The organism is Pseudomonas sp. ML2-2023-3 (assembly GCF_037055275.1).
Taxonomy (GTDB): domain Bacteria; phylum Pseudomonadota; class Gammaproteobacteria; order Pseudomonadales; family Pseudomonadaceae; genus Aquipseudomonas.
The window spans coordinates 728,862-746,673 of record NZ_CP146343.1; the positions used below are offsets into that span (position 1 = coordinate 728,862).

At 57.4% G+C, this 17,812-nt stretch carries 16 protein-coding genes; 12 read left to right on the forward strand and 4 right to left on the reverse strand.

The features are described 5' to 3' along the window. Positions 1-14 precede the first annotated feature (14 nt). Complete coding sequence (gene tauD, locus V6P94_RS03270; RefSeq protein ID WP_133074972.1) at positions 15-848, forward strand: taurine dioxygenase; 834 nt, start codon at positions 15-17, stop codon at positions 846-848. Positions 849-1,005: 157 nt separating this feature from the next. On the opposite strand, the gene V6P94_RS03275 is transcribed toward tauD, so the two are convergent. The 3 genes from V6P94_RS03275 to V6P94_RS03285 form a co-directional block, all read right to left on the reverse strand. Beyond that, on the reverse strand, positions 1,006-1,653 hold the full coding sequence (locus V6P94_RS03275) for a TetR/AcrR family transcriptional regulator (RefSeq protein WP_133074973.1): 648 nt from the start codon (positions 1,651-1,653) through the stop codon (positions 1,006-1,008). Positions 1,654-1,720: 67 nt separating this feature from the next. Next, positions 1,721-2,464: a carbonic anhydrase family protein gene (locus V6P94_RS03280; RefSeq protein ID WP_338649021.1), complete on the reverse strand. Its 744-nt coding sequence runs from the start codon at positions 2,462-2,464 to the stop codon at positions 1,721-1,723. Between the two features lie 188 nt (positions 2,465-2,652). Further along, the gene (locus V6P94_RS03285) at positions 2,653-4,029 is read right to left on the reverse strand and encodes a glutamine synthetase family protein (RefSeq protein ID WP_019828592.1); all 1,377 of its coding nucleotides are present in this window, start codon (positions 4,027-4,029) and stop codon (positions 2,653-2,655) included. Positions 4,030-4,307: 278 nt separating this feature from the next. Between V6P94_RS03285 and V6P94_RS03290 the strand changes: the two genes are divergently transcribed. The 8 genes from V6P94_RS03290 to V6P94_RS03325 all read left to right on the forward strand — a co-directional run bounded on the left by V6P94_RS03290 (position 4,308) and on the right by V6P94_RS03325 (position 13,580). Continuing rightward, the gene (locus V6P94_RS03290) at positions 4,308-5,084 is read left to right on the forward strand and encodes a gamma-glutamyl-gamma-aminobutyrate hydrolase family protein (protein ID WP_133074975.1); all 777 of its coding nucleotides are present in this window, start codon (positions 4,308-4,310) and stop codon (positions 5,082-5,084) included. A gap of 36 nt (positions 5,085-5,120) precedes the next feature. Then, complete coding sequence (locus tag V6P94_RS03295; protein ID WP_133074976.1) at positions 5,121-6,479, forward strand: glutamine synthetase family protein; 1,359 nt, start codon at positions 5,121-5,123, stop codon at positions 6,477-6,479. A 61-nt stretch (positions 6,480-6,540) separates the two neighbouring features. After that, positions 6,541-7,905, forward strand: a complete 1,365-nt coding sequence (locus V6P94_RS03300; RefSeq protein ID WP_133074977.1) for an aspartate aminotransferase family protein — start codon at positions 6,541-6,543, stop codon at positions 7,903-7,905. A gap of 184 nt (positions 7,906-8,089) precedes the next feature. Next, positions 8,090-9,202 (forward strand): polyamine ABC transporter substrate-binding protein, encoded by a 1,113-nt coding sequence (locus tag V6P94_RS03305; RefSeq protein WP_133074978.1) that lies wholly within the window; start codon positions 8,090-8,092, stop codon positions 9,200-9,202. A gap of 267 nt (positions 9,203-9,469) precedes the next feature. Further along, positions 9,470-10,564: a polyamine ABC transporter substrate-binding protein gene (locus V6P94_RS03310; RefSeq protein ID WP_133074979.1), complete on the forward strand. Its 1,095-nt coding sequence runs from the start codon at positions 9,470-9,472 to the stop codon at positions 10,562-10,564. Positions 10,565-10,633: 69 nt separating this feature from the next. Beyond that, complete coding sequence (gene potA / locus V6P94_RS03315) at positions 10,634-11,776, forward strand: polyamine ABC transporter ATP-binding protein (RefSeq protein WP_046808802.1); 1,143 nt, start codon at positions 10,634-10,636, stop codon at positions 11,774-11,776. Continuing rightward, entirely contained in the window at positions 11,773-12,693 is a 921-nt protein-coding gene (locus V6P94_RS03320; RefSeq protein ID WP_133074980.1) for an ABC transporter permease subunit, read from the forward strand. Before potA ends, V6P94_RS03320 begins: the two co-directional genes overlap by 4 nt. Continuing rightward, entirely contained in the window at positions 12,690-13,580 is an 891-nt protein-coding gene (locus tag V6P94_RS03325) for an ABC transporter permease subunit (protein WP_133074981.1), read from the forward strand. The genes V6P94_RS03320 and V6P94_RS03325 overlap by 4 nt, the downstream gene beginning before the upstream one ends. Before the next feature lie 81 nt (positions 13,581-13,661). Here V6P94_RS03325 and V6P94_RS03330 read toward each other — a convergent pair whose 3' ends face one another. Further along, the gene (locus V6P94_RS03330) at positions 13,662-14,042 is read right to left on the reverse strand and encodes a hypothetical protein (protein ID WP_133074982.1); all 381 of its coding nucleotides are present in this window, start codon (positions 14,040-14,042) and stop codon (positions 13,662-13,664) included. A 152-nt stretch (positions 14,043-14,194) separates the two neighbouring features. On the opposite strand from V6P94_RS03330, the gene phoB reads away from it, so the two are divergent. From phoB to V6P94_RS03345, 3 genes are all read left to right on the forward strand, one after another. After that, a complete protein-coding gene (phoB, locus tag V6P94_RS03335) occupies positions 14,195-14,887 on the forward strand; it encodes a phosphate regulon transcriptional regulator PhoB (protein ID WP_016782809.1) in 693 nt (230 codons plus the stop codon). A 44-nt stretch (positions 14,888-14,931) separates the two neighbouring features. Then, on the forward strand, positions 14,932-16,254 hold the full coding sequence (gene phoR / locus V6P94_RS03340; RefSeq protein ID WP_133074983.1) for a phosphate regulon sensor histidine kinase PhoR: 1,323 nt from the start codon (positions 14,932-14,934) through the stop codon (positions 16,252-16,254). A 99-nt stretch (positions 16,255-16,353) separates the two neighbouring features. Then, a complete protein-coding gene (locus V6P94_RS03345; protein WP_133074984.1) occupies positions 16,354-17,694 on the forward strand; it encodes a hemolysin family protein in 1,341 nt (446 codons plus the stop codon). Positions 17,695-17,812: the final 118 nt, after the last annotated feature.

Sequence of the window (17,812 nt, forward strand, 5' to 3'; positions counted from 1 at the left end):
TAAAGAGACAGATCATGAGCCTGACCATTACCCCGATTAGCTCTGCCCTTGGCGCCCAGATTGACGGCGTTGACCTGACTCAGCCCCTGAGTCTTGAGTACCGTGATGCCATCGAGCAAGCGTTGTTGGCGCATCATGTGGTGTTCTTCAGGAATCAGTCGATTACACCCCAGCAGCAGGCACGTTTTGCCGCCAACTTTGGCGATCTGCATATTCATCCGATTTATCCCAACGTGCCGGAGCAGCCTGAAGTGCTGGTGCTGGACACGGCCGTGACCGACGTGCGCGACAATGCGGTGTGGCACACCGACGTGACTTTTTTGCCGACGCCGGCCATGGGCGCGGTGTTGAGTGCCAAGCAACTGCCGGCGTTTGGTGGCGATACATTGTGGGCGGCCGGGATCGCGGCTTTTGAAGGGTTGTCCGGGCCGCTGCAAGTGCTGCTGGAGGGGTTGACGGCCACCCATGACTTCACCAAGTCGTTCCCGCTGGAGCGTTTTGGATCGACCCCTGAAGACCTGGCGCGCTGGGAGCAAACCCGCAAGAACAATCCGCCGTTGTCGCACCCGGTGATCCGTACGCACCCGGTGAGCGGGCGCAAATCGCTGTTCGTCAACGAAGGCTTTACCACGCGGATCAATGAGCTGTCTGAAGCCGAAAGCGAAGCGATCCTGAAGCTGCTGTTCGCCCATGCCACCCGTCCGGAATACACCATTCGCTGGCGCTGGCAGGAAAATGACGTGGCATTTTGGGACAACCGCGTGACCCAGCATTACGCCGTGGATGACTACCGCCCTAACCGCCGCGTGATGCATCGTGCGACCATTTTGGGTGATGCGCCGTTCTGATGAACACACGCATGATGTGTAGTCGCTGTCGAGGCACGAGGCTGCGATCGGCGACAAGGTCGTCGTAAATTCAGGTGATGAGGCGTATCAGTTGGTTCCGGGGCTCAGGTTTTGCGATCGCTTCGCAATCGATCGCAGCCTTGTGCCTCGACAGCGGCTACAGGTTCCCTGCGGGGATCTCGCGCTTGGGCAAAAAAGTCGGCAAGTACAGTCCCAGATAAGCATCCACCACGCGCATCCCTTCTTCGGCCATGCGCGGAGTGATGCAGTCGTGCAACTGGATGGAGCGCGCATACACGCGGTCGCCCAGTTCCATCGCCAAGGCAAATACGTCCACGTCCTGTGGCAGTACTGGCAGCTCAAAATGACGCATAAACAAACCATGCATCAGTTGGCCCAGTTCAAGGTCGTGCTGGCGGTCGGCCCGGGTGACTTCGGTGAGGCCATGCTGGGCCAGGATCAGTTGCCGGGCGGCAGCATCTTCGCTGTAGATCGTCAGCATGCGCTGCTCAATAATGCGCGACAAATCTCCCCAACCCTTTAAGCCGTCATGTTCGATCGGCACCTGCAGGCAGGCGCGGAATGCGCCATGCACGTCACCGGTCAGCGCTTCGAGGAGCGCGGGCACTCCCGCAAAGAAGTGATAGACCGATGACGGCGGGATTTGCGCGCGTTCGGCCACGCTGTAAATCGACAGGCTGGACACCCCTTCTTCTGCCAGCAATGTGCGGGCAGCATTGAGTATCAAATCGATCCGGACCTGGCTGCGGGCGCGTGACTTTCGAGGGGTGGCAAGGCGCGTCATGGGTGTCTCCTGCGGGGCAGTCGGCATTGTACGAGCCGGGTCCGAGGTTGTCTGTAAACCCGCAGCGTTAGCCCGCGAACTTCACCATGCGATCGTTAGTCGGTTGGATTGGGCGCGCATTCATCGGGAACAACTGCTTGAAGGCATTGAGTTGTTGTTGGGATACCGTGCCCGGCACCTTCAACACCTGCCAGCGAACGCCTTCGGTACAGGGCGGAGTCGTCAGCGATCCCATGAACGTGAAGTAATCCAGCTTTTCAGGAAACAGGCTCTGCAGATCCAGGTTGTTCAAGGTCACTGAGTCACCCTCATGACGCGGCAGGCTTGAAAACAGGGAGTCCAAGGCTTTGTTCTTTGCTCCGACGTCAAACAACAGGGCAATGACTGCCAGGTTGCCAACGGCATCACGGTGTACCAAATGAGCGCTAAATGGGTACTTTCGACCATCGATTTGCATTTCAGCGGGGGTATGGAAGTGCATTTGCACGAAGTCATGGGTTCCTGACGCCAAGGTCACATCGCCTTTTGATTCAGTGGTGACTTCCAGGCTATGACCATTATGTTTCACCACGGCCGGGCCAGCCGGGTAGTGAATGGCCAGGGCAGGCAGAGCTGCGGGGGTGTTGGCCTTGATATTGATCGGAGATTGCTGGGTGCCAACGCTGCACAGGGCGTGCTCTTCGTGCAGGTCGCCCCACTCGTCAGGCCCTGTGGGCGACAGGTAATTCCAGTGCGTGTGGCTGGTCGGGGCAGCGGTTACGGGGCCAAGGCCGATGGAAAACAGGGCGATGCCCAGGTAATGGAGTTTCATGAGTGTGTCTTCGTGGACGGTGGCTGGTAAGGACAGCCGGGAAAACATTTTGAAACAATCTGTGCGGTGTTTATGTAGGGGGTTTCTGGAGGAGCGGGTAGGAAAATACGATTCGATGGGTGGTCGATGCCCATAAAAAAACGCCGCAGGCCGTGAGGCCTGTGGCGTTCTTTGTGGATCGCAATCGCTTACACGGTATGCAAGTACCAGTTGTATTCGAGGTCGGAGATGGAGTGTTCAAACTCTTCCAGCTCGCTCTCTTTACAGGCGACAAAAATATCGATGTATTTCGGATCGATGTATTTGGCCATGACTTCGCTGTCATCCAGCTCGCGCAACGCATCGCGCAGGTTGTTTGGCAGGCTTTGCTCGTTCTGCTCGTAGCTGTTGCCTTCGACTGGCGCACCCGGTTCGATCTTGTTGGTCAGACCGTGGTGAACACCGGCCAGCACAGAGGCCATCAACAGGTACGGGTTGGCATCGGCACCGGCAACCCGGTGTTCGATACGTACCGAGTCGGACGAGCCGGTGGGTACGCGAATGGCCACGGTACGGTTGTCCAGGCCCCAGCACGGCGAGTTCGGCACGTAGAACTGTGCGCCGAAACGACGGTAGGAGTTGACGTTCGGGCAAAGGAAGGCCATCTGCGCTGGCAGGGTCTCCAGCACACCGCCGATCGCGTGACGCAATGCGGCGTTCTGCTCGGGATCCTCGCTGGCAAAAATATTTTTGCCCTCTTTGTCCAGAATCGATATGTGAACGTGTAGTCCGTTGCCTGCCTGGCCCGGGTAAGGCTTGGCCATGAAGGTGGTGTCCATCTCATGGTCGTAGGCGATGTTTTTGATCAGACGCTTGAGCAGTACCGCGTAGTCGCAGGCCTTGATCGGGTCGGCAACGTGGTGCAGGTTCACTTCGAATTGCGCCGGGGCACTTTCTTTAACGATGGCGTCAGCCGGGATGCCTTGCTCTTTGGCACCTTCCAGAATGTCCTGGAGGCAGTCGACGTATTCATCGAGGTCGTCGATCAGGTAAACCTGAGTGGAGTGCGGACGTTTGCCGGAGATCGGCGAACGTGGAGGCTGTGGGCGACCGTTAACGTTCTCCTGGTCAATCAGGTAGAACTCCAGCTCGAAAGCCGCGCAGATGGTCAGGCCCATTTCGTCAAATTTGGTAACAACTTGACGGAGCACTTCCCGTGGGTCGGCGAAGAAAGGTTCGCCTTCAAGCTCGTGCATGGTCATCAGCAGTTGCGCGGTTGGGCGCTTTTGCCAAGGCTCGTTGCACAGGGTGTCGGGGATGGGATAACAGATTCTGTCTGCGTCACCGATATCCAGACCCAGGCCGGTGCTTTCCACCGTTGAGCCATTGATATCAAGGGCAAATAGAGAGGCCGGCAGGTTGATGCCTTTCTCGTAAACCTTGTGCAGGCTGGTGCGTTCGATGCGCTTACCGCGCACCACACCATTCATATCCGCAATGAGAAGGTCTACGTACAGAACCTCAGGATGATCCTTAAGGAACGCGTTCGCTTCGTTAAGCTGAACGGCACGCGGGGGTACCGACATGATGCAACACCTTTGTTGTTAAAAATATCAATCATTGAGCGCTACGGGTTTCAGTCAACCCGAACGGCATACCGAAGTCAAGCAGCCTCTTTTTTGCCCTTAAAAAGCGCCTAAAGGCCATTTTTGACGCTTTTTGGGGCGTGTTTGGCCTGTTTCAATTCTTGCCGACCGCGGGCTTGAGCGGACCGTGTTGTATTTTTTACGGGGGTGTTGTGTAAAAAAATGAACAAGGCTAAGCTCGATTCAAACCCATAACAGCAATAATACCGGGGTGTTACATGTCACGCCTGCCGTTAATCGGCGTTACCGCCTGCACCAAGCAGATCGGTTTGCATCCTTATCACATCACTGGCGATAAGTACGTGCGAGCAGTTGCAGTGGCTGCCAAAGGCTTGCCTCTGATCATTCCGTCATTGGCGCAACTGATTGATCCGACCGATATTCTTGACGGTCTGGACGGCATTCTCTTTACCGGATCGCCCTCCAATATTGAACCCCATCTCTATGGCGGTACCGCCAGTGTGCCAGGCACGTTGCATGATCCTGAACGTGATCTGACTACCCTCCCCTTGATTCGTGCTGCGTTGGCGGCTGGTGTTCCGGTGCTCGGTATTTGCCGCGGCTTTCAGGAATTGAATGTAGCTCTGGGTGGCTCACTTCACCAGAAATTGCACGAAGTCGAAGGCTTTATTGAGCATCGCGAAGATCCCAGCGCCCCGGTTGAAGTGCAATACGCGCCGAGCCACGCCATGCACGTTCAACCCGGCGGCGTCCTGGCAGGCCTGGGCTTGCCTGCGGAGTTCGAGGTCAATTCGATTCATACCCAGGGCATCGAGCGGGTAGCGCCGGGCCTGCGGGTTGAAGCGATTGCCCCGGACGGTCTGGTTGAGGCGGTGTCGGTGGAGGGCGGCAAGGCTTTTGCTTTAGCGGTTCAGTGGCACCCCGAATGGCAGGTAAGCTCTAACCCGATTTATCTCGCCCTCTTCCAGGCATTTGGAGATGCCTGCAGAAGGCGCGCAACACAACGCGACGCGGATGCGTCAGTAAACGCCTGACTTATTCAAGTCAGGACACTCAGCCCAGAGGCATTTATGAGTAACAACCTCGACCAGCTCACCGATTGGTTGAAAGACCACAAGATCACAGAAGTCGAATGCATGATCGCCGACCTCACCGGGATTACTCGCGGGAAGATTTCGCCGACCAACAAGTTCATTGCTGAAAAAGGCATGCGCCTGCCCGAAAGCGTCCTGCTGCAAACCGTAACGGGCGACTATGTCGAAGACGACATCTATTACGAGCTTCTGGATCCGGCCGATATCGACATGATCTGCCGCCCTGACCAGAACGCAGTCTTTGTGGTGCCGTGGGCGATTGAGCCGACCGCTCAGGTGATTCACGACACCTACGACAAGCAGGGCAACCCGATTGAGTTGTCGCCGCGCAACGTGCTTAAAAAAGTGCTCAAACTCTATGCCGACCACGGCTGGCAGCCGATTGTGGCGCCAGAAATGGAGTTTTACCTGACCAAGCGCAGCGACGACCCGGATTACCCGTTGCAGCCGCCGGTCGGTCGCTCCGGTCGCCCTGAAACCGGTCGTCAGTCCTTCTCCATTGAAGCGGCCAACGAATTCGATCCGCTGTTCGAAGACGTTTACGACTGGTGCGAGCTGCAAGAGCTGGATCTGGACACGCTGATCCATGAAGACGGCACGGCGCAGATGGAAATCAACTTCCGTCATGGCGACGCACTGTCGCTGGCCGACCAGATTCTGGTGTTCAAGCGCACGATGCGCGAAGCCGCACTCAAGCACGACGTAGCCGCCACGTTCATGGCCAAGCCCATGACCGGTGAGCCTGGCAGTGCCATGCATTTGCACCAGAGCATTATCGACATCAACACGGGCAAGAACATCTTCTCCAATGAAGACGGGACCATGAGCCAGTTGTTCCTCAATCACATCGGCGGGTTGCAGAAGTTCATTCCAGAACTGCTGCCCCTGTTCGCGCCGAACGTGAACTCCTTCCGCCGCTTCCTGCCGGACACCTCGGCACCGGTAAACGTGGAATGGGGCGAAGAGAACCGCACCGTGGGCTTGCGTGTGCCGGATGCAGGCCCGCAAAACCGCCGGGTTGAAAACCGTTTGCCGGGCGCCGACGCCAACCCGTACCTGGCCATTGCGGCCAGCTTGCTGTGTGGCTACATCGGTATGGTCGAGGGCATCAATCCGAGTGCGCCAGTGGTCGGGCGTGGTTATGAGCGTCGTAATTTGCGTCTGCCTCTGACCCTCGAAGAGGCATTGGCCCGCATGGAAAGCAGCAAGACTGTCGAGAAGTACCTAGGCACCAAGTTCATTGCAGGCTACGTGGCCGTCAAACGTGCCGAGCATGAAAACTTCAAGCGCGTCATCAGTTCGTGGGAGCGGGAATTCCTGCTGTTCGCCGTCTGACACGCCGAGGGGCTGCGCCTTGGAGGCGCGCCCCTCCTCTACTGAATAAAAGGAGAGCTGTATGACTAACAAGAACCCGCAAACCCTTCAATGGCAACAACTGAGTAACGACCACCACCTGGCACCATTCAGCGACTTCAAACAGTTGAAGGAAGTGGGCCCACGTATCATCACGCACGCCAAGGGCGTGTATCTGTGGGACAGCGAAGGCCACAAGATTCTCGACGGCATGGCCGGCCTGTGGTGTGTTGCCATCGGTTATGGCCGTGACGAGCTGGCCGAAGCTGCCAGCAAGCAAATGCGCGAGCTGCCGTACTACAACCTGTTTTTCATGACCGCGCACCCGCCGGTGCTCGAGCTGTCCAAAGCCATCGCCGAGATCGCGCCTGAAGGCATGAATCACGTGTTCTTCACCGGCTCAGGCTCTGAAGGCAACGACACCATGTTGCGTATGGTTCGCCACTACTGGGCGATCAAGGGCCAGCCCAACAAGAAAACCATCATCAGCCGCAAAAACGGCTACCACGGTTCCACCGTGGCCGGTGCCAGCCTGGGCGGCATGACCTACATGCACGAACAGGGTGACTTGCCGATCCCGGGCATTACCCACATCCCGCAGCCGTACTGGTTCGGTGAAGGTGGCGACATGTCCCCGGAAGAGTTCGGCATCTGGGCTGCCAATCAGCTTGAAGAAAAAATCCTCGAACTGGGCGTCGATAATGTCGGTGCCTTCATTGCCGAGCCGATCCAGGGCGCAGGCGGCGTGATTGTGCCGCCAGCCACTTACTGGCCACGCATCAAGGAAATCCTGGCCAAGTACGACATTCTCTTTGTTGCCGATGAAGTGATTTGTGGTTTTGGTCGCACCGGCGAGTGGTTCGGCAGCGATTTCTACGACCTCAAGCCGGACATGATGACCATCGCCAAGGGCTTGACCTCGGGCTACATCCCGATGGGCGGCCTGATCGTGCGCGACGAGGTGGTTGCCGTGCTCAACGAAGGTGGCGATTTCAACCACGGCTTCACCTACTCGGGACATCCGGTGGCAGCGGCAGTGGCACTGGAAAACATCCGCATCCTGCGCGAAGAAAAAATTATCGAGAAGGTCCACGCTGAAACGGCACCGTATTTGCAAAAGCGTTTACGTGAACTGAACGATCACCCGTTGGTGGGCGAAGTGCGTGGTGTAGGCCTGTTGGGTGCCATTGAACTGGTGCAGGACAAAGCCACCCGCAAACGTTACGAAGGCCGTGGTGTTGGCATGATCTGCCGCCAATTCTGCTTCGCTAACGGTCTGATCATGCGTGCCGTAGGTGACACCATGATCATCTCGCCGCCTCTGGTGATAAGCAAAGACGAGATCGACGAGCTGGTGACCAAGGCGCGTAAGTGCCTGGATCTGACCTTGGAAACATTGCAAGGTTAACTGCTAGGCTTTGGGCGCAAGACAACTTCGGTTTTAAAGTAGGCAATTGCGCTCAGAGCCTTAAGAATCAAGGCTCTTTCCTTGAAAGCCTGCCCCAGATCTTGCCAGACTAGCCTCCGGCTTTAGTCACCTTGAGATCAGGTCGCTGAATCGGTGGTTTAAAAGAACAATTGGAGCATTACAGATGACGGCATCCGGATTTAAAAAAGCTGGCAAGACACTTCTCGCTCTCTCCTTGATGGGCGTGATGGCTGGGGCAGCTCAAGCTGCGGACAAGGTTCTGCACATTTACAACTGGTCCGATTACATCGCACCCGACACCGTTAAAAAATTCGAAGACCAAACCGGTATCAAGGTGGTCTACGACGTGTTCGACAGCAACGAGACCCTTGAGGCCAAGCTGCTGGCGGGCAAGTCCGGCTACGACATCGTCGTGCCGTCCAACAATTTCCTGGCCAAGCAGATCAAGGCCGGGGTTTACCAGGAGCTGGACCGTTCCAAGCTCCCTGACTGGAAAAACCTCGATCCTGCGTTGCTCAAGGCCGTTGGCGATGCCAGCGACAAAGACAACAAACATGCGTTCCCCTACATGTGGGGCACCATCGGTATTGGCTACAACCCTGAGAAGGTCAAGGCTGCCCTGGGCGTCGACACCATCGATTCCTGGGACGTGCTGTTCAAGCCAGAGAACGCTGCCAAGCTCAAGAGCTGCGGCATAAGCTTCCTCGATTCGCCGACCGAAATGATCCCGGCCGCCCTGCACTACCTGGGCTACCCGACCGATTCCCAAGACAAGAAGCAACTGGCTGAAGCCGAAGCGCTGTTCTTGAAAATTCGTCCTTCGGTTGGCTACTTCCACTCCTCCAAGTACATCTCCGACCTTGCCAACGGCAACATCTGCGTCGCAGTGGGTTACTCGGGTGACCTGGAGCAGTCCATCTCCCGCGCCAAAGAAGCCGGTGACAAGGTCAAGCTCAAGTACGTGATTCCTAAAGAAGGTGCTGGCAGCTTCTACGACATGGTCGCCATTCCCAAGGATGCCGAAAACGTTGACGCCGCTTACGCCTGGATGAACTTCCTGATGCAGCCAGAAGTCATGGCCGAGATCACCAACAGCGTGCGCTTCCCGAACGGTAACAAGGCTGCAACGCCACTGGTGAATAAAGACATCTCTGGCGACCCGAGCATTTATCCGTCCGATGAAGTGAAAGCCAAGCTGTACGCCATCAGCGATCTGCCACCTACAACGTTGCGTTTGCTGACGCGCAGCTGGACCAAGATCAAGTCCGGTAAATAACCAAGCGCTGTGTAGTCGCTGCCGAAGGCTGCGAAGGGTTGCGTAGCAACCCGTTGTCCCAAAGGCTCCGCGCTCCCCTCGCAGCCTGAAGCAGCGGCTACAGAATCTTGGATAAACGGATACAAATCAGGGCTTTACGGTAATTAATCGCGGAAAACTTTGCTGTGTCGGTTTATCGAGGGTAAGTTGCGCGCCGGTTTTGTCTTTGGCGGTTCGACTGCCGTGTGACGCGGGCAACTCAGGCCCACCTATTTAGAGGACCATCACGTGTCTATATCTTTGTTTCGCAAGACCTTGTTGGTCGGGGCCGGTTTGACGCTCGCCGTCAGCGTGCAAGCGGCACCTACGGTGCATATTTACAACTGGTCGGACTACATCGCGCCGAACACGCTGGCTGATTTTGAGGCCGCTACCGGCATCAAGCCCGTGTATGACGTCTTCGATTCCAACGAAACCCTGGAAGGCAAACTGCTGGCCGGGCGTACCGGTTATGACGTGGTCGTTCCGTCTAACCACTTCCTGGGCAAGCAGATCAAGGCGGGTGCGTTCCAGAAGCTCGACCTGTCGCAACTGCCGAACTATTCCAATCTCGACCCGGCCTTGCTCAAGCGTCTACAGGCCAATGATCCGGGTAACCACTATGCCGTGCCGTATCTGTGGGGCACCAATGGCATTGGTTACAACGTCGACAAAGTAAAAGAAGTACTGGGCGTCGACAGCATCGACTCCTGGGATGTGGTGTTTAAACCCGAGAACATGGAAAAGCTCTCCAAGTGCGGCGTGGCCTTCCTGGATTCGGCGGATGAAATGCTGCCTACCGTACTCAACTACCTGGGCCTGGATGCCAACAGCACCAACCCCAAGGACTACAAGAGAGCTGAAGAAACACTGATGTCGGTGCGTCCATACGTCACCTACTTCCACTCTTCCAAATACATTTCCGACCTGGCCAACGGCAACATCTGTGTTGCGATCGGTTTTTCCGGTGATGTATTCCAGGCCAAGGCCCGTGCCGAGGATGCCAAAAAAGGCGTGAACATCGCCTATATCGTGCCCAAGGAAGGCGGCGCCCTGTGGTTTGACATGCTGGCCATTCCCAAGGACTCCGGCAACGTCAAGGAGGCCCACACGTTCATCAACTACTTGCTCAAGCCTGAAGTGATTGCTCAGGTCAGCGACTATGTCGGTTACGCCAACCCAAACCCTGCGGCCGACAAAGTGATGGATGAGTCCATTCGTACCGATGAAGCGGTTTACCCGACCCAGGCGGTGCTGGACAAGACTTACGTATCAATCGAGCTGCCCGCGAAAATACAGCGTCTGATGACGCGTACGTGGACCAAGGTCAAGACGGGCAAGTAATCTCGCAAGACCACCTATCCAAGGCCCGACCATCTAGGTCGGGCTGCTAAATTTGTTGGGAGTTTCGTAATGGCTGTTGCCTCCGGCGCCTATAAGAAAGCCCTCGAGGGCGACCAGACACCTAAAAAGGTGTTGGTCAAAATCGACCGGGTCACGAAAAAATTCGACGAGACGATTGCCGTGGACGATGTGTCCCTGGAAATCAACAAGGGCGAAATCTTCGCCCTGCTCGGCGGATCGGGATCGGGCAAATCGACTTTGCTGCGCATGCTCGCCGGTTTCGAGCGCCCAACAGAGGGCCGTATTTTCCTCGACGGTGTAGACATCACTGACATGCCGCCTTACGAGCGGCCGATCAACATGATGTTCCAGTCCTATGCCCTGTTCCCGCATATGACTGTGGCCCAGAACATCGCCTTCGGCCTCAAGCAGGACAAAATGTCCAATGCCGAGATCGATGCCCGCGTGGGCGAAATGCTCAAGCTGGTCCACATGAGCCAGTACGCCAAACGCAAGCCCCATCAGTTGTCCGGTGGTCAGCGTCAGCGTGTGGCTCTGGCCCGTTCGCTGGCCAAGCGTCCGAAACTGCTGCTGCTCGATGAGCCGATGGGCGCACTGGACAAAAAACTGCGTTCGCAGATGCAGCTTGAACTGGTGGAAATCATCGAGCGCGTCGGCGTGACCTGCGTCATGGTGACCCACGATCAGGAAGAGGCCATGACCATGGCCCAGCGAATCGCGATCATGCACCTGGGCTGGATCGCCCAGATCGGCAGCCCGATCGACATTTACGAGACACCGGTCAGCCGTCTGGTGTGCGAGTTCATCGGTAACGTCAACCTGTTCGACGGTGAAGTGGTTGACGACGCTGAAGGCTATGCGCGCATCAAGTGCCCGGAGCTGGAGAACGACATTTACGTCGGTCACGGCGTCAGCACTTCGGTGGAAGACAAACACACCACCTACGCCATCCGCCCGGAAAAAATGCTCGTCACCACCGAAAAACCGGCCTGTGAGTACAACTGGTCGCGGGGCAAGGTGCATGACATCGCCTACCTGGGTGGTCACTCGGTGTTTTACGTCGAATTGCCGAGCGGCAAGCTGGTGCAGTCCTTTGTGGCCAACGCCGAACGCCGTGGCGCGCGCCCTACCTGGGACGACGAAGTCTACGTGTGGTGGGAAGACGACAGCGGCGTGGTACTGCGCTCATGAACATGCGGAAGCTCAAACGCCGACTGCAACGAATAACCCCCGGTGGCCGTCATGTGGTCATCGGGATTCCATTCCTGTGGCTGTTTCTGTTTTTCATGCTGCCGTTCTTCATCGTCTTGAAGATCAGTTTTGCCGAAGCTGATGTCGCGATTCCGCCGTATACCGAGATCTACAGCTACGTTGACCAGAAAATCCAGCTGCTGCTGAACCTGGGCAACTACGCCATGCTGGGCGACGACGAGCTGTACATCGCTGCCTACCTGGGCTCGCTGAAGATGGCCTTTTTCAGCACGGCGTTGTGCCTGCTGATCGGTTATCCAATGGCCTATGCCATCGCCAATGCGCGCAAAGAGATGCAGACCGTGCTGGTGCTGCTGATCATGATGCCGACCTGGACCGCGATCCTGATCCGGGTGTATGCCTGGATGGGCATCCTCAGCAACAACGGCCTGCTCAATGGTTTCCTGATGTCGATGGGCTGGATCAGCGAACCGCTGCAGATCCTCAACACCAACATCGCGGTGTACATCGGCATCGTCTATTCGTACCTGCCGTTCATGATCCTGCCGCTGTACGCCAACCTTGTGAAGCACGACACCAGCCTGCTGGAAGCCGCGTCTGACCTGGGTTCGAGCACGTTCAACAGCTTCTGGAAAATCACGGTCCCGTTGTCGAAAAACGGCATCATTGCCGGCTGCATGCTGGTGTTTATCCCGGTGGTGGGCGAGTTCGTGATTCCGGAACTGCTCGGCGGCCCGGAAACCCTGATGATCGGTAAAGTGTTGTGGCAAGAGTTCTTCAACAACCGTGACTGGCCGGTGGCGTCTGCGCTTGCCGTGGTCATGCTGGCGATCCTGATCGTGCCCATCATTCTGTTCAACCGCAGCCAGGCTAAAGAGCTGGAGGGCAAGATATGAATCGCATCCGTTTTTCTAGCTTCATGTTGGTCGCGGGGTTGCTGTTCATCTACCTGCCGATGCTGATCCTGGTGATCTACTCGTTCAACGCCTCCAAGCTGGTCACGGTGTGGGGCGGCTGGTCGCTGAAGTGGTATGTGGGCCTGCTGGACAACACGCAACTGATGGGCTCGGTGATGCGCTCGCTGGAGATCGCGCTGTACACGGCGATTGCAGCGGTGGCGCTGGGGACGTTGGCAGCATTCGTGCTGACCCGTATCAGTCGCTTCAAGGGCCGTACGTTGTTTGGCGGCCTGGTGACGGCGCCGCTGGTGATGCCTGAAGTGATCACCGGTCTGTCGCTGTTGCTGCTGTTCGTGGCCATGGCGCAGATGATCGGCTGGCCGCAAGAGCGTGGCCTGGTCACTATCTGGATCGCCCACACCACGTTCTGTTCGGCCTATGTGGCCGTGGTGGTGTCGTCGCGTCTGCGTGAGCTGGACCTGTCGATCGAGGAAGCGGCGATGGACCTGGGTGCCAAGCCGTGGAAGGTGTTCTTTCTGATCACCATCCCGATGATCGCACCATCGCTGGCCGCAGGCGCCATGATGTCCTTTGCCCTGTCGCTGGACGACCTGGTACTGGCCAGCTTCGTGTCGGGGCCGGGCTCCACAACCTTGCCGATGGAAGTGTTCTCGGCGGTGCGCCTGGGGGTCAAACCCGAGATCAACGCCGTGGCCAGCCTGATCCTGCTGGCGGTATCGCTGGTGACCTTCATGGTGTGGTTCTTCAGCCGTCGTGCTGAAGAGCACCGCAAAAAGGCCATTCAGCAAGCCATCGACGAATCGGCGGCAGAGTCCTGGAAGCAACCTGATGTGCGTCGTGCACAGTCGACAAACGCGGTTTAAGCCTGCGTCATAAAAAAACCTCGCCTCCTGTGACAGGGTGGCGAGGTTTTTTATGGGCCAGGGTGAGGGCTTTTGATCCTTCTAAGGCTTGGCCACCATCCAGGCTCCGTCCATTTTGCCGTCACCGGTGGCGTCGCCAGCCTTTTTGTCCATGACAAAGGTATACAGCGGCTTGCCGTCATAGGCCCACTGCATGGTGCCGTCATCACGCTTGATCATGGTCCATTTGCCCATGTCTTTGTGGTCGCCACTGACCATCAGAGGTGGCCAGTTAGCTGCGCACTTGTCATTGCACATGGATTTACCGCCCGCATCCTTGGCGAAGGTGTAGAGCGTCATACCGTTGTGGTCGACAAGCATGCCATCCTTGGTCATCGCCGGATCAGCCGCAAATGCCAGACTTGGCAAGGTAAAGGCTGCAGCTAACAGCAATGTCTTTAGGGAAAACGAGCTAGAAGTCATCGGAATCGTCCTCTTTGTGGTTGTACGATTTGCACTCAAAGCGTAGTTCACTAACCGCTAGCGCGCGTTCCAACCCCAAAGCTGTCACACGACTGCAATAATTCCGTTATCTAATGCGCCACAAGACAGTTAAATGACACGAGGATTACGGCATGGTTGGCAGGAGCATTTTGATCGTTGATGACGAGGCGCCGATTCGCGAGATGATCGCCGTGGCCTTGGAAATGGCGGGCTACGACTGCCTTGAAGCCGATAATGCTCAGGACGCCCACGCCATCATCGTGGACCGCAAGCCGGACCTTATCCTGCTCGACTGGATGCTGCCTGGTGGCACTTCGGGGATCGAACTGGCCCGACGTCTCAAGCGTGAAGAGCTGACCAGCGATATTCCGATCATCATGCTCACGGCCAAGGGCGAAGAAGACAACAAGATCCAGGGGCTCGAAGTGGGCGCTGATGACTACATCACCAAGCCATTTTCCCCCCGTGAACTGGTTGCCCGCCTCAAGGCCGTGCTGCGCCGTGCAGGCCCTGCCGATGCCGAATCCCCTATCGAGATCGGCGGCTTGCTGCTCGATCCCATCAGCCACCGCGTGACCATCGACGGCACCCCCGCCGAAATGGGCCCTACCGAATACCGCCTGCTGCAGTTCTTCATGACCCACCAGGAACGTGCCTACACCCGCGGTCAATTGCTCGACCAGGTCTGGGGCGGCAACGTGTACGTGGAGGAGCGCACCGTGGACGTGCATATCCGCCGCCTGCGCAAAGCCCTCGGTGAGGCTTATGAAAATCTGGTACAAACCGTGCGTGGCACCGGTTACCGGTTTTCGACCAAGGCCTGATCCCGGCTTTATCTGATCCAACGGCAAGCAAGGACCCGCGCGACGTGAATCAAAACTGGCATGGCACTCTGATTCGTCATTTGTTGCTTCTGGTCGCCGGCTGCCTGGTGGTCGGGCTGCTCAGTGGCTATTACGGCTGGAGCCTGGCCATTGGCCTGGCGTTCTATCTGGGCTGGACACTCAAGCAGTTGTTGCGTTTGCACGAATGGCTGCGCCAGCACAAACCCGACGAAGCCCCCCCCGATGGCTACGGCCTGTGGGGCGAAGTGTTCGACAGCATCTACCATCTGCAACGCCGCGATCAGCGTGTGCGCGGGCGTCTGCAAGCGGTGATCGATCGGGTACAAGAGTCTACGGCCGCCCTGCAGGACGCGGTGGTGATGCTCGACAGTGATGGCAATCTGGAATGGTGGAACCGCGCGGCAGAGACCCTGCTGGGGCTCAAGACGCCCCAGGACAGCGGCCAGCCTGTGAGCAATCTGGTGCGTCACCCGCGCTTCAAGGAATATTTCGAGCTGGGCAATTACGTTGAGCCGCTGGATATCCCTTCACCGGTCAACGACCACCTGCGCATCCAGCTCTACATCACGCGCTATGGCAACAACGAACACCTGATGCTGGTGCGCGACGTGACGCGGATTCATCAGCTGGAGCAAATGCGCAAAGACTTTATCGCCAACGTGTCCCACGAACTGCGTACGCCGTTGACGGTGATCTGCGGCTATCTGGAAACCCTGCTCGATAATGTCGAAGACGTGAACCCGCGCTGGAAACGGCCCTTGTCGCAAATGCAGCAACAGGGCGAGCGCATGCAGACCCTGCTCAACGACTTGCTGCTTCTGGCCAAGCTCGAAGCCACGGACTACCCCTCGGACAACCAGCCGGTGGCCGTCGACCTGTTACTGCGCTCGATCAAAAGCGACGCCCAGGCGTTGTCCGGGCAGCGCAACCAGACGATTACCCTGGACGTCGAAGCCGATTGTGCCCTCAAAGGCAGTGAAGCCGAATTGCGCAGCGCGTTTTCCAATCTGGTCTTTAACGCGGTCAAATACACCCCCGATGGTGGCAGCGTGCGCATTCGCTGGTGGGCGGACAGCAGCGGAGCGCACCTGAGCGTGCAGGACTCGGGCGTGGGCATCGACAACAAGCACTTGTCGCGCCTGACCGAACGCTTCTACCGCGTGGACTCCAGCCGTAACGCCAGCACTGGCGGCACCGGGTTGGGGCTGGCCATCGTCAAACATGTCTTGTTGCGCCATCGTGCGCGCCTGGAGATCAGCAGTGTGTTGGGCCACGGCAGCACCTTCACCTGCCATTTCGCGCCGACCCAAGTGACAAAATCATCGCCCGGTACGCTGATCGACTAGGCCCTGCGGCCTTTGCCCACTAGGCAAGGGCCACATCAGCCGTTACATTGTTTGGCCATATCTCCCCATTTGTAACGACGGAACCCGTAAAACTCCATCATGGACCCTTCCCCTGGCTTGACCCTCGCGACACTCTTCGCCGACTTCGGCATGATTCTTTTTGCTCTGATCCTGGTTTTGCTCAACGGTTTTTTCGTTGCGGCCGAATTCGCCATGGTCAAATTGCGCTCGACCCGGGTCGAAGCGATTGCCGAGGACAACGGCTGGCGCGGACAGATCCTGCGCACCGTTCATAACCAGCTCGACGCCTACCTTTCGGCTTGCCAACTGGGTATCACCCTGGCATCGCTGGGTCTGGGCTGGGTCGGTGAGCCGGCGTTCGCCCACATACTGGAGCCGCTGCTGGGCGCCGTCGGTGTTGAATCGCCTGAAGTGATCAAGGGCGTATCGTTCTTTACCGCCTTCTTCATCATTTCGTACCTGCACATCGTGGTCGGCGAACTGGCCCCAAAATCCTGGGCCATTCGCAAGCCAGAGACCCTGTCGCTGTGGACCGCCGTGCCGCTGTACCTCTTTTACTGGGCCATGTACCCGGCGATCTACCTGCTCAACGCCAGCGCCAACGCCATTTTGCGCATTGCTGGCCAAGGTGAGCCCGGTGCCCATCACGATCACGCCTACAGCCGCGAAGAACTCAAACTGATCCTTCACTCCAGCCGCGGTCAGGACCCGAGTGACCAGGGCATGCGTGTACTGGCTTCGGCGGTGGAAATGGGTGAACTGGAAGTGGTCGACTGGGCCAACTCCCGGGAAGACCTCGTGACCCTGGACTCCAAGGCCCCGCTCAAGGAAATCCTGGCGCTGTTCCGTCGTCACAAATTCAGCCGCTACCCGGTCTATGACGCAGACACCAATACCTTCGTCGGTCTGCTGCACATCAAAGACCTGCTGCTCGAACTGGCTGATCTGGATCACTTGCCCGAGACCTTCAACCTTGAAGAGCTGACCCGGCCGCTGGAACGCGTGTCGCGCCACATGCCGCTGTCGCAATTGCTGGAGCAGTTCCGCAAGGGCGGTGCTCACTTTGCCCTGGTTGAAGAAGCGGACGGCAAGGTGGTGGGTTACCTGACCATGGAAGACGTGCTGGAAGTACTGGTCGGCGATATCCAGGACGAACACCGCAAGGCCGAGCGCGGCATCCTGTCTTATCAGCCCGGCAAGCTGCTGGTACGTGGCGACACGCCGTTGTTCAAGATCGAACGCCTGTTGGGTGTTGACCTTGACCACATTGAAGCCGAGACCATTGCAGGCCTGATCTACGACACCCTCAAGCGGGTGCCCGAAGAAGAAGAACAGCTGGAAGTCGAAGGCCTGCGCATCATCATCAAAAAGATGAAAGGCCCGAAAATCGTCTTGGCTAAAGTCCTGAAGATAGATTAAAGCCCGTATGACTCGTAGTCGCTGACGAGGAACGAAGGCTGCGAGCTTTTAGCAATCAAAAGCTCGCAGCCTTCGTTCCTCGTCAGCGGCTACAGGGTTTGTTTTACCCAGCAACCAT